General features: G+C 38.6%; 10 protein-coding genes. 6 read left to right on the plus strand and 4 right to left on the minus strand.

Translation table 11 applies throughout. From position 1 onward, the window contains the following. Nucleotides 1-176 precede the first annotated feature (176 nt). A complete protein-coding gene (locus ACFSKV_RS07430) occupies nucleotides 177-983 on the minus strand; it encodes a M48 family metallopeptidase (protein ID WP_380801311.1) in 807 nt (268 codons plus the stop codon). A 96-nt stretch (nucleotides 984-1,079) separates the two neighbouring features. On the opposite strand from ACFSKV_RS07430, the gene ACFSKV_RS07435 reads away from it, so the two are divergent. After that, the gene (locus tag ACFSKV_RS07435; RefSeq protein WP_380801312.1) at nucleotides 1,080-1,559 is read left to right on the plus strand and encodes a PaaI family thioesterase; all 480 of its coding nucleotides are present in this window, start codon (nucleotides 1,080-1,082) and stop codon (nucleotides 1,557-1,559) included. A 17-nt stretch (nucleotides 1,560-1,576) separates the two neighbouring features. Here ACFSKV_RS07435 and ACFSKV_RS07440 read toward each other — a convergent pair whose 3' ends face one another. Further along, nucleotides 1,577-2,368, minus strand: a complete 792-nt coding sequence (locus ACFSKV_RS07440) for a hypothetical protein (protein WP_380801313.1) — start codon at nucleotides 2,366-2,368, stop codon at nucleotides 1,577-1,579. A gap of 289 nt (nucleotides 2,369-2,657) precedes the next feature. On the opposite strand from ACFSKV_RS07440, the gene ACFSKV_RS07445 reads away from it, so the two are divergent. Next, nucleotides 2,658-3,548, plus strand: a complete 891-nt coding sequence (locus tag ACFSKV_RS07445; protein WP_380801314.1) for a glutamate--tRNA ligase family protein — start codon at nucleotides 2,658-2,660, stop codon at nucleotides 3,546-3,548. 160 nt (nucleotides 3,549-3,708) lie between these two features. Here the strand turns inward: ACFSKV_RS07445 and ACFSKV_RS07450 are convergent, their stop codons facing one another. Both ACFSKV_RS07450 and ACFSKV_RS07455 read right to left on the minus strand, forming a co-directional pair. Further along, nucleotides 3,709-5,193, minus strand: coding sequence for a S10 family peptidase (locus tag ACFSKV_RS07450; RefSeq protein WP_380801386.1), 1,485 nt, complete (start codon nucleotides 5,191-5,193; stop codon nucleotides 3,709-3,711). A gap of 112 nt (nucleotides 5,194-5,305) precedes the next feature. After that, a complete protein-coding gene (locus ACFSKV_RS07455; RefSeq protein WP_380801315.1) occupies nucleotides 5,306-6,850 on the minus strand; it encodes a DUF7133 domain-containing protein in 1,545 nt (514 codons plus the stop codon). A 323-nt stretch (nucleotides 6,851-7,173) separates the two neighbouring features. Between ACFSKV_RS07455 and ACFSKV_RS07460 the strand changes: the two genes are divergently transcribed. From ACFSKV_RS07460 to ACFSKV_RS07475, 4 genes are all read left to right on the plus strand, one after another. Then, nucleotides 7,174-9,657: a S9 family peptidase gene (locus ACFSKV_RS07460; protein ID WP_380801316.1), complete on the plus strand. Its 2,484-nt coding sequence runs from the start codon at nucleotides 7,174-7,176 to the stop codon at nucleotides 9,655-9,657. A gap of 148 nt (nucleotides 9,658-9,805) precedes the next feature. Next, nucleotides 9,806-10,786: a GTP 3',8-cyclase MoaA gene (gene moaA / locus ACFSKV_RS07465; RefSeq protein WP_380801317.1), complete on the plus strand. Its 981-nt coding sequence runs from the start codon at nucleotides 9,806-9,808 to the stop codon at nucleotides 10,784-10,786. Nucleotides 10,787-10,796: 10 nt separating this feature from the next. Next, nucleotides 10,797-11,978: a molybdopterin molybdotransferase MoeA gene (locus tag ACFSKV_RS07470; protein ID WP_380801318.1), complete on the plus strand. Its 1,182-nt coding sequence runs from the start codon at nucleotides 10,797-10,799 to the stop codon at nucleotides 11,976-11,978. A 134-nt stretch (nucleotides 11,979-12,112) separates the two neighbouring features. Next, nucleotides 12,113-12,361: a MoaD/ThiS family protein gene (locus ACFSKV_RS07475; RefSeq protein WP_380801319.1), complete on the plus strand. Its 249-nt coding sequence runs from the start codon at nucleotides 12,113-12,115 to the stop codon at nucleotides 12,359-12,361. The last annotated feature ends 1 nt before the right edge of the window (nucleotide 12,362 follow it).

Raw genomic sequence — 12,362 nt, forward strand, 5'->3', positions numbered from 1 at the left:
AAAATATGCGGTATGGAACTACAAGCAGAAAAAGGCTTGACTGGCTGGAATTTCTATTCCCAGATAGAACAATGATCTATTCTTTTTCAATAATCAAAAAAAGTGCAGCGGTCAGCTGCACTTTTTTTACATTCAAATGAAAACAAAATCAGTTTACTAATTATTATTTTCAGACATCAATTTTTTCCACTCTTTTCATAATACTCCATGGCCTTTGGCATTTGCTTGGTCAGCTCTTCTTTCCTTCTGTTAGGTCCAGGGTGAGTAGACAAAAATTCCGGTGGAGCCTCACCGGACCCGGCACCTGCCATCCTGTCCCAAAAACCCGGGGCAACTCTGGGGTCATATCCCGCCATAGCCATAAAATTCAAACCAAGTTGGTCTGCTTCCAATTCATGTTTCCTAGAAAATGAGAGCATTCCCAATTGTCCACCTACACCAAAAGCCTGTAAAAATAAGTTTTGGGTCAAACTCGGATTTTGTCCCATTGCCACCTGCATTCCTCCCAATAATCCATTCATGACAAGACCATTGGACATTCTCTCTCGACCATGATTGGCGATGGCATGGGCTACTTCATGGCCCATTACTACAGCAATCCCTGCCTCATCCTCGCATACTGGAATTATTCCAGTATAAAATGCTACCTTTCCACCAGGCATACACCAAGCATTTACTACATCCTGTTCCAGCAAATTAAATTCCCAGGCAAAACCCTGTAATTCCTTTTCATAACCATTCTCCTTCATATACTTTTCTACAGCCTCCGCAATCCTTCTTCCAACCCTTACCACCATTTGACCATTAGGTGTATTCGTCACTACTTTGCCTTCCTTAAGGACTTGATTGTACTGGTCATAAGCCATAGGTAGCAATTCAGAATTATCGACCAATGCCAATTGGCTTCTGCCACTCATGGGTACCTTAGCGCAAGAATAAACAACCATTCCAAGGGCCAATAAAAAGATTAATTTCTTTACCATAACTTTTAAATTTTTAAACGAAAATCACCAAAAAAGATGCCATTTCAAAAAAGGATATCACATTTTTATTAATTTGAAGGCTAATATAATCCGTCTATGAACCCAGAGGCAGCACAATATCAAAAACGCATGAGCAATCCATTTATATTTTGGTGGGCCATGCTTTTCAAGTTACCATCAGTTATTTTTTGGAGGATTAGGATAAAATCTATATCAGAAGAAAAATGTGAAGTCACTATACCCTATTCCTGGAGGAGTCAAAACCCATTTAAGTCCATTTACTTTGCGGCTTTGGCAGGCGCTGCTGAGTTAAGTACAGGGGCACTTTGTCAACTTTCCATGGCAGGGAGGGGGAAATTCAGTATGCTGGTGGTGGATTTTAGGGCGGAATACCATAAAAAAGCCAATGGAAAGATCACTTTTGCCTGCAATCAGGGCAGAGAACTGACAGAACTTATACATAACCTCGAAACTGAGCAGACTGCAAAACTCACTTTGGTTTCAACAGGTACTAATCCTCAAGGGGAAATTGTGGCAAAATTTTATGTCACCTGGTCCTTTAAAAGGAAGACATAATAATTTGACAACTTTCTTTATTTGTTTTTCTTAGGTTTGAAATTAGGAGAAGACGTATTTATGGGTTCCTCATCCCTCCTAAATTTGGTCCTTTGATCCAAAAAATCAATCAGCATTTTCTCTACTCTCTGCCAGTCCATATCCAAAAACTGATGGTCCATATTCTGTAGGTTAAATTCAATGATGAGGTCATCCAGATCCTTATTGGTAAGGTTATATTCTAATTTCAGCGCATACATGACCGAGTCGGATTGGATCAGGTCCAGATAATCCTTTTGTCTTGCCAAAAAAGCCAACTTCCTGGCATACTGTCTCTTTTGACGCTCTGATTTCATAAAATAGGAAATGGGACCATCTAAAGTAAAGCCTGGCATCATGCCTCCCTGTTCAGAAGTACCCATATAGATTTTCCCGGGCCCGGCCGGTCGGCTACTTAAAGAGCGGTAATTGGAAAGATTGCCTGCTCTAAAGGGCATAATCATCAGATCCCCGTAAAGATCAAATCGGGGCAAGGTCCTGGCGTCCAAATAAATTTCCGTCAGGATATGCCTGTCTTCATTTACAGCAATAAATTTTGGAATGTAATAATTTCTTGTAATTAAAATAGTATCTCCTTTGGAAGCTTTCAGCCTGAAATATCCCCGTTCATTGGTAAGGCTGCTATCGTTGTTATGGAGATTGATTACCCATACATTGTCCAGAAAAGCCCTGTCCAAACCATCAATTACGTTTCCTGTAACAACCTGGCCAAATGTCATGACAGGGCTGAATGCAAAGAAATAAAGCGAGATCAGCAGAAACCTTTTCACAAAACGAAATTATTCCTAATTGGATTCCCAGAGAAATATCCGGCGTTAAAAATTATTAAAGGTTTACTAAACAGTAACCATATATAATCTTAAAAAATAATTTGTGCCTACACTAACATTAATTTGTATTTTGCTTAACCAATGACAAATAGCTATTTCTCGCGGCGGGCGCTGCGTGAAACCTTTTATTATTTGATGATGTGTAAAAGTCAAATTTTAAAATCTCAGCATGACATCTTATATTGTCATTACCTGTTTTGTACATTTACCTAAATGTTAAAATCTCAGAATGACACCCATTCCAAAAAATATACCCTTCAAACTCACCCGATTTGCACCAACACCAAGTGGTTTCCTTCATATTGGAAATATTTATTCCTTTATTATCACCTACCATCTTGCCAAAAAACATCAATCCAAAATAATGCTCAGGATCGATGATATGGATAGAGAAAGGATAAAAAACAAATATATTCAGGACATTTTTGAAACCCTGGACTTTTTGGAAATCCCATATCATCAAGGGCCTAAAAATCTACAGGATTTTCAGAAAAATTTTTCTCAGGTCAACAGGTTAAACTTATATCAGGATGCTTTGCTTCAATTAAAGGAAACGGGGCTTTTATTTGCCTGTGATTGCAGTAGAAAGAAAATTGAAAAAATGGATCCTAATGGATATTACACAGGATTTTGCCGCAATAGAAACCTTGATTTTAATAAAAAGGATTTAGCTTGGAGAATAAAAGTGGACAAGCATCAAGAAGTAACTTTTATCGACCTGAAGGATGGATTGGTTACGGGGAAAATCCCAGGAATTTTAAGCGATTTTATAGTCAGAAAAAAAGATACTTTCCCAGCTTATCAGTTGGCCTCAGTCGTAGATGACCTTCATTATGGAGTGGATTTAATTATCAGGGGGAAAGATTTATGGGGTTCAACGTTGGCACAAACATTTTTATCCAAACGCCTACCTACTAATAATTTTGCCGAAACAACATTTTATCACCATCCTTTAATAAAGGGGCCCAACAATCAGAAACTTTCAAAATCTGCAGGGAGTACTTCTATCCAATTCCTGAGAAAATCCGGTAAAAAAAAGGAAGATGTCTTCGAAGTGATCGGAAATCAAATAGGGTCAAAAAATCCATTACGTTCATTGGAGGATTTTTCTTTTGAATAATTAATATCCTTCCGACCATTTTAATTCTAACAGCCTTTATTCAAAAATAAAAAACCTTTGGGCATGCATTTAAATGCCCAAAGGTTCTTCAATAATTATCCGGTTATCATCCAAACACATAAAGTGTTTGTGGAAAAATCACCTTTATACTTCACATAAATTACCAATACTTGGCTGGTTTATCTTTGGCAGGAAGGGATTTTTGAATAAACTGTCTGATGTCTTCATTGGAGGTTGCCAGGTCTTCAGCTCTCAAATACATCATATGGCCGCTTCTATAACCTTTGAAAGACATCCTGTCCTGCAATTTCCCGGCAGGATCCATTTGCCACATATTGAATTTGGCATTAAAATAATCTGTTCCTCCGTCAAAATAACCGGATTGGGTCATGACATGTAAATATGGATTTTGAAGCATGGCCTGGGCCAGTTGGTTGCCCGTGTTCTCATTGCTTCTGTCCCAAGGATGTACAGGGCCAAAAAGGTAATAGGTCAGGTCAGTTTCGTATTTTAGGACATTTTTTGCATAATAGTTCATTGCGGGTGAAAATGCATGGTTCCAAGCGGTCAAAGCTGGATCATAATCATAGCGCTCACCGGCATCTGTTTGGTCAATTCCTCTATAACGGCTATCCAATCTACCAACCGTCAAACCCTTATCCCTCATCAACTCTTTCCAATAATAACTTGTCGGAACGGCCAGGGCAAATTGCATGAACACCTCCTCACTGATACCAGAATAATAGGCCATTTTTTTGGCAATGGCTTTTCTTTCCTCAGGATCCAAAGCACCACCTTTTGCAATGGCAGGAATGACTACATCCAAGGTATATTTTTCTACTTCGGGAAGAATCTCATCCAAGTCTTTAGACTGAAGATCTGCAGGTAATACCTTGTGATACCAGGCGGTAGCTGCATAATAAGGGAGGTAATTTGCCTTGGCAACAGGGCCGCTTCTGTCTAAACCCAATCCTGTTGGTGATACCAAAACCACCCCGTTAAAATACATCCAATGGGAATTTTGAAGCTCATGAACCAAACCGGCAACTCTGGTAGTTCCGTAGCTTTCACCGATCAGATACTTGGGAGAAGGCCACCTATTCTGTCTGCTAACAAAGGTTTTAACCCAATCTGCCAGATATTTGATATCTGCGTTGATCCCAAAGAAAGTAGATCTTGGCACTTCTTTGTCCACAATCCTGGAATACCCGGTATTTACCGGATCAATGTAAACAATGTCTGCCACATCCAAAATAGAATGAGGATTTGCCTTTACACCATAAGGTTGCAGTGGGTAACCTTCCTCATCAATATTTAAAACAAAAGGACCGGTATATGCTAAATGCATCCAAAGGGAACCTGATCCGGGGCCTCCGTTAAAAGAGAACACTAAAGGTCTGCTTGCTTTATCACTTACATCTGTTCTTTCATAATAGGTATAAAATAGGGTAGCAATTGGCTTTCCTTCCTCATTCCAAACCGGCATTGTCCCAGCTGTGGCTTTATAAGGCACCCTTTTTCCTTTAATAGTAGCTTCTCCTGTGGTAACTGAAGAAGATTCCACCTTTATTTCCCTATTCTCCTGTGCATAAGTCCATGAAAGAGAAATAGTTAGAAAGCATAAAATAAGTACATGTTTTTTCATCATCATCAAGTTATTTTTCTGCTTCTAATATAATGGAATGTAACTTGATATTTTTGGTAATTATTTAGGCGTATTGGAGAAAAGGATAAATGGAAATTGGCCTATCCTAAAATCAGTTTTCCTTCATACTGATAATATAATCTAACAAGTTTTTTATTTCTTCCTCACTTGCCCCGTTCAACAATCCTTCAAACATAAGGGATTTGTCCATGGGTTCTGTTCTTTCGATTTCGGATTTGGAAATTTGGACAATATAGTTCCCTACCAACATCAGGGAAATTTCATTTTCTTCAATGCTTACTGGCCTGCCCAATAACACTTGCCCGTCTTTTTTAATAACTTTTAATCCAACCATACTGGGTTTAATAATTTTAGAGGGATAATAGATCTCATCTAATATTTCTTCCCTCGAAAGCTTATTGCCAACATCTTTCAGATTGGGTCCCAACAATTCGGTGGAACCGTCCATAGAATGGCAGGCAAGACAGGCAAGTTCTGCAAACAATTGCTTACCTGATTCTACTGAACTGCTTGAAAAATTTCCGTTTTGATTCAAACTGGACCTTGAAGTCAAATAATTAACCTCCGGATCATAAACCAATTTGTAAAACTTCCCTGTTTTTTCCTCGGTAGGATTATACCAATAATCAGATTTACCATGTTGGGCAAGATATAAATCACCAATTTTTGAAAAGGTTAAATCGGATAACTTGGGCAGGTCAACAACAGGATATTCCTCAAATTCATAATTTCCGTTTTCAGATTGGGAAATGTGTACACGTGCCACTCCTCCCCTGTTCCATCTTTCACCAGGCCCATAAAAAGCCACAAAAAGATCAGCAGAGGTTCCCCCGAAATCATTATTCTGGCGGTTGAATTCTATGCCTGAAGGAGCTACTTCTGTTTTTAAGTCATATACGGAAGGTTGTACATGCTCTGGATTGTTAAATTTTTTGGGATTATGTCCATAATAAGCACCTTTTACCAGAAGGTTTAACTCTTCAGTAGGATTCCCGCCACCTTCATTGTCTGCAAAAAATAAATCCCCGTTAGGATGAAATGCCATCCCGTGGACAGAACGAATACCTGTACCCATTTGCTCCACATTTTTGCCATCAGTAGAAATTCTTAAAATGGAGCCCCTGAAACCATTGGGATCCGGAGAAGCTCCTGCATTCCAGGAATCCGTAGTGAGGTTGAAATATAACCAACCATCCGGACCGACATTTAAGCCGGGTGTCCATTCATAAGGATGGTGGCTGTAAGGAATCTCATTGAATACCGTCCAAGTGGAATCTGCCATTCCATCTCCATCCCTATCAATGAAAGCCCTAATTTCCTGGCTTGTCCCTATAAAAACGGTATCACCTTTAAAAGTAAAACCAGAAGGTGACCTAAGTCCTAAATTGGAAATATTGAAATATAACAGAGCTTCATCCTCCAATCCATCCCCATCAGAATCAATCAGGGTATAAATTTCCCCACTTTGATTGGCTGAGAAAATTTTCCCATCGGGCCCAAGAGAAATGAAGGTAGGATTTAAAATTCTGACACCTTTTTTAATGGGCAATTCAATCACTTTATAGGGTCCATAAACCTTGAATTCCTCTTCAACCTCCAGGTTTTTATTCTTTTCATGATCAGAGTTACAACTCATTAAAAGTAGGAACAGTATAAAAGATCCAAACCCAAGGAACTTATTTTTTTGACTTATCATTTGCTTTCAATTATTTATTAATCAACATGCAATGGGCTTGTGCTCTAAAATAGAAAAATCATAAAAAAGTATATTTTAGAAGAACACGCAAATAACCAAATTATACATTTAAATTTAGAATTTAAATAAAATAATTATTTTAATTATTTACAAATCAAAGAATTTAATTCTTTTAAATTAAATTTTTAGTGATGATAATTTCCATAAACGGTTATTCAAAAAATCAACTTAGCATTAGATTCGTTATATAAATTAAAACTCCTATGCGCAAAATTTACCTGCCATTTCTACTCTTTTTTTGGATCGGACAAATTCTAGCCCAAGAAGCCCATACCAAGGGAAATTATGAATTAGCAGCCCGGTTTTCCCCTGAAAAACTAAAAAAACTCATTTTCACCACTGAAGTGGATGCCCATTGGCTAAAAAAATCCGACCGTTTCTGGTATGAATATGAAACCACTGAGGGGAAAAACTGGTACATTGTCAATCCTGCAACAAAGCACAAAACAAGGCTATTTGATAAAGACAAACTGGCTGCAGAATTAACCAAAATTGTAAAAGATCCATTTGATGGCCAACATTTGGAGATCAGTAACTTGAAGTTCCTGGAAGATGAGAATACCATTCAGTTCAAGATAAAAAGTACTCAGGAAGTGATCAAAAAGGATTGGGAGGAAATCAAGTCAAAAAACAGAAATGCGAAGGATTCTTTGGAAAAGAAAACATTTGTATTCCGTTTTGATATTAACACCCATACTTTGACAGAAATCATAGATCCTGAGGAAGAAGCCAAAAGACTTTCCTGGGCCAATATCTCACCGGACTCTTCCAAGATTGTGTTTGCAAAAAACGAGAATCTTTTTTGGATGGATAAAGAGAATTTTCTGAAAGCGGTGAAGGATGAAAAAGACAGCACTATTGTGGAACAGCGATTGACTTCTGATGGGGAGAAAGATTACAGTTATGGGGGATTTGGCCGGGGAGAAGATAATGTTGAAGAAGAGAAGAACAAAGATAACCGTAAAAGGGCCAATGTGTTATGGTCATCGGATTCCAAGCAGTTCATTTTGACCAGGAATGATTCCCGGAAAGTAAAGGATCTTTGGGTGATCCATAATACCAGGGATCCAAGACCTACCCTGGAGACTTACAAATATGCCATGCCAGGAGAGAAAGAACAGCCTATTGCTGAATTGTACCACTATTCTTTTACTACTGGAGAAATGTCCAATTTGGATGTTTCAACATTCAAAGACCAAACTATCGGTTTGTGGTCAGAAAATATTCCTGCTTCCAATAGAGATGATGACTTCAAACCGGTAAAATGGTTGGGAAACAATGATTATTTCTATTTCTCCATTACTTCAAGGGACCTGAAACGCATAGATATCAACCGCTGGAATATTAAAGAAGGCAAAAAAGAGGTAATTATCGAGGAGAGGAGCAACACCTATATTGAAATCCAAAAACCTGAAATCATCAACAATGGAACAGAATTGATCCATTGGTCTGAAAGGGATGGATGGGGACATTATTATCTCTATGATTTAAACGGAACCCTAAAAAGACAACTGACCTCAGGACCTTTTCATTCAGAAAACATTGTAAGGGTGGACGAAGAAGGACGTTTCCTTTATTTTACTGCCAACGGTAAAGAAAAAGGGGAAGATCCTTATTATGAGCACCTATACAAAGTAAGTCTAAATGGGGGTACCATCACGATTATGAACCAGGGAGACTTTAATCATGCAGTTTCCATGAATGATAAAGCCACCTATTTTGTCAACAATTACAGCAGAGTCAATACAGTTCCTGCATCTGTTTTGCATGATGCCATGGGCAGGAAAGTCATGGATCTGGAAATTGCTGACTTAAGTTCTCTTTTTGCAGCAGGTTATAAGTTTCCTGAACCTTTTCAAGTGAAAGCTGACGACGGAATCACTGACTTATTCGGAGTCATGTACAAACCCTTTGATTTTGACAGTACCAAAAAATATCCCATCATTGAATATGTTTATCCGGGCCCCCAAACAGAAGCCGTCAACAAATCCTTCGGCAGGTCAATGGACCGAATTGACCGCTTGGCTCAGTTTGGTTTCATTGTGGTGACAGTAGGAAACCGGGGAGGACATCCGGGAAGATCCAAATGGTATCACAATTATGGCTATGGGAATTTGAGGGATTATGGTTTGGCTGACAAAAAAGCCACCATTGAGCAATTAGCGGACAGACATCCATTTATTGATAAATCCAGAGTGGGAATTCACGGACATTCAGGTGGTGGTTTTATGTCAACAGCTGCTATGTTGGTATATCCGGATTTCTTTAAAGTCGCGGTTTCTTCTGCAGGCAATCATGAAAACAACATTTACAACAGATGGTGGTCGGAAAAACACCACGGGGTAAAAGAAGTGGTAACAGCTAAAGGAGATACTACCTTTATTTACCAGATTGAAAAAAATCCTGACTTGGCAAAAAACCTAAAAGGCAGGCTATTACTTGTAACAGGAGATGTGGACAATAATGTACATCCTGCCCATACCATAAGAATGGCCAATGCCCTGATCAAAGCGAACAAACGTTTTGACTTTATTATCCTTCCAAGTCAGAGACATGGTTTTGGAGATATGACTGAATATTTCTTTTGGAGAATGGGAGATTATTATGTCCAGCATCTCTTAGGAGATAATACCCCTCCTCCTGTGGACATGTTGGAAATACAAAGGGAAAAACCCCAAACAAAATAAATTTTAAGTCGTCCAAATAAGTTGGACGGCTTTTCTCAACAAAGAGGTCGGAACCCTTGAATTTAATCTACCGTTCTTTCAGTCGGATTATTGATTTCAAAAGGCTTTTACGATATTAGGGTTTCATTTATTAAAGATTAATCGAACCATGCTCATTGACCAATACCAACGGATACATAACTACCTGAGAATTTCATTGACGGACAGCTGTAATTTCCGATGTGCCTATTGTATGCCCAATGAGCAGATTGAGTGCCTCCCCAATTCCCATTTGATGTCCACAGAAGAGATTGAGAAAATAGCCAGAATTTTTGTGGATCTTGGGGTTAACAAAATCAGACTAACAGGGGGTGAACCCTTAGTAAGGAAGGAATTTCCTGAAATCGTCAGAACTTTGTCCAAATTACCTGTGGAACTTACTTTAACCACGAATGGGGTTTTGGTCCAAAAGCATATTGAACTTTTTAAAGAGGCCGGAATCCGAAGCCTTAATGTCAGTTTAGATTCTCTCAACAAAGAAACTTTCTTCAAGCTCACCAAAAGGGATCAGTTTCAGCAAGTTTGGGACAATATCCTATTGTTATTGGATAAAGGTTTCCGTGTAAAAATAAATGCCGTTGCCCTAAATGGCATTATTGAAAAAGAAATTTGTGATTTTGTCCGAGTCACAGAAAAACTTCCCTTGCATGTTCGTTTTATAGAATTCATGCCATTTTCAGGTAACCATTGGAAAAGCGAGAAAGTAATCACTGCAAGGGAGATGCTGGAGATGGTAAAATCAGAGTTTGAGGTGGTTAAGTTACAGGATGAACGTCATGACACCGCCAAAAAATATAAGGTCTTGGGGCATGAAGGCACCTTTGCCTTTATCACCACAATGAGCGAGCACTTTTGCGGTGATTGCAACAGGATGCGTCTAACGGCTGATGGTAAAATGAAAAACTGCCTTTTTGGAAAAGAAGAAATGGATCTTTTAGGAACTTTAAGAAAAGGAGAGGATATATTACCATTAATCCATCTTTCTGTCAAAAGAAAACATGCCATGTTGGGGGGGCAGTTCAGTCCAAACTACCAAAAAACTGAAGCCGATAAAATCGAAAACAGAAGTATGATCAAGATCGGAGGATAAGCCAGTGGATATGATTTCAGTAATACAGGCAAAAAACCTACTCCAATCACATTTTATCAGAGGAAAAATACAGGAAATGCCTTTGGTGGAATCTCTGGGATTATTCCTTGCAAAAGATATTCAATCTCCATTAGATATACCCTTTTTTGATAATTCAGCCATGGACGGCTATGCAATTGCCTGGAATGACACTCATCCGATCAGGAAGCTTAGGCGGGAAACAAAAATCAGGGCTGGGGAAATGCAGGGAATTAACCTAGAAGAAAATGAAGCCATCCGGATTTTTACAGGTGCGCCGGTTCCAAAAGGTGCCGATACCATCATACCTCAGGAATGGGTGAAATTGGAAGGTGATCATTTAAGTTTCGATATTGAAAAATTTGTTAAAGGTTCCAATTTAAGAAAGCAGGGGGCACAGAATCGAGCGGGGGATTTAATTGCAAAAAAAGGAGCGGCCATCACTCCCGGAATGATTGGACTATTGGCCTCTGTTGGTATAGGGAATATTCCTGTTTTTACCCCCCCAAGTGTTGGAATTATCTTGACTGGAGATGAATTGGAAGATGTAGGAAATCCACTTGAATTTGGAAAAGTATATGATGCCAATGGACCGGTATTGCAGTCTTATTTGTATCAATTTGGAATCAAACATGTTGAATTGGCCAAAGCTGTGGATGATCCGATACAACTTCAAAAAACCATTGATGCTTTCATCAATAAACATGATATACTCATTATTTCAGGTGGAATTTCTGTGGGGGATTTTGACTATGTGAAGTCCGGTTTGGAAAAAGCCGGGGTAAAAGAATTGTTCTATAAAGTAAAACAAAAACCAGGTAAACCTCTTTTCGTGGGGCAAAGGTCCAATCAGTGGATTTTCGCATTACCTGGAAATCCGGCTTCTACCCTGACCTGTTTCAACCAATATGTTAAACCCTGTTTGTTAAACTGGATAGGAAAGGAAAATCCATGGGAACCCTTGGGTTATTTTCCATTAGATAGAGAATTCCGAAAAAAACAGGGTTTAACCTTCTTCTTAAAGGCAAAAATAAAAGATGGGGTACTTGAAATTCTACCTGGTCAGGAATCTTTTAACCTAATTTCTTTTGGATCAGCAAATTGTATTGCGGAGGTGCATGAAGATGTTGAACACTTGTCAGCAGGCACAAAAATACCCGTTTATTCCTGGTGATGTTCATATTGATTAACCTCAATAGAAAGAATTGGTTAAATTAGCTATCTGGAACCTGAATTCTTTCCTTGTTGGAAGAAGCAATTAATCTGAAAATGTGAATTCATGGAATCATGTCAGAAAAAAATTGAATCATGGAAAAAATAAATACCTCGATCAAAGTCATTGCTTTTGGATTGATCGCTGAAAAAATCAAAGCAAAGGAGTTAGTTTTGGAAGGGATGCCAAATACAGATGTTTTGATTGGTTTTCTCCATCAACAATATCCTGAATTACAGCATTTAAAATTCAGCATTGCCATAAATAAAAAACAGGCTATAGGAAATACCGAAATTCCGATCGGTGCAGAGGTGGCACTTTTACCGCCTTTTTCTGGAGGTTGAT

Source organism: Shivajiella indica, assembly GCF_042683085.1.
Taxonomy (GTDB): domain Bacteria; phylum Bacteroidota; class Bacteroidia; order Cytophagales; family Cyclobacteriaceae; genus Shivajiella; species Shivajiella indica.

Bases quoted from the DNA above. Each gene is read 5' to 3' on its own strand.
- ACFSKV_RS07435 (WP_380801312.1), top strand. From the start codon at position 1,080: ATGAACCCAGAGGCAGCACAATATCAAAAACGCATGAGCAATCCATTT.
- ACFSKV_RS07470 (WP_380801318.1), top strand. From the start codon at position 10,797: ATGATTTCAGTAATACAGGCAAAAAACCTACTCCAATCACATTTTATC.
- moaA (WP_380801317.1), top strand. From the start codon at position 9,806: ATGCTCATTGACCAATACCAACGGATACATAACTACCTGAGAATTTCA.
- ACFSKV_RS07430 (WP_380801311.1), bottom strand. From the start codon at position 983: ATGGTAAAGAAATTAATCTTTTTATTGGCCCTTGGAATGGTTGTTTAT.
- ACFSKV_RS07455 (WP_380801315.1), bottom strand. From the start codon at position 6,850: ATGAGTTGTAACTCTGATCATGAAAAGAATAAAAACCTGGAGGTTGAA.
- ACFSKV_RS07450 (WP_380801386.1), bottom strand. From the start codon at position 5,193: ATGAAAAAACATGTACTTATTTTATGCTTTCTAACTATTTCTCTTTCA.
- ACFSKV_RS07445 (WP_380801314.1), top strand. From the start codon at position 2,658: ATGACACCCATTCCAAAAAATATACCCTTCAAACTCACCCGATTTGCA.
- ACFSKV_RS07460 (WP_380801316.1), top strand. From the start codon at position 7,174: ATGCGCAAAATTTACCTGCCATTTCTACTCTTTTTTTGGATCGGACAA.
- ACFSKV_RS07475 (WP_380801319.1), top strand. From the start codon at position 12,113: ATGGAAAAAATAAATACCTCGATCAAAGTCATTGCTTTTGGATTGATC.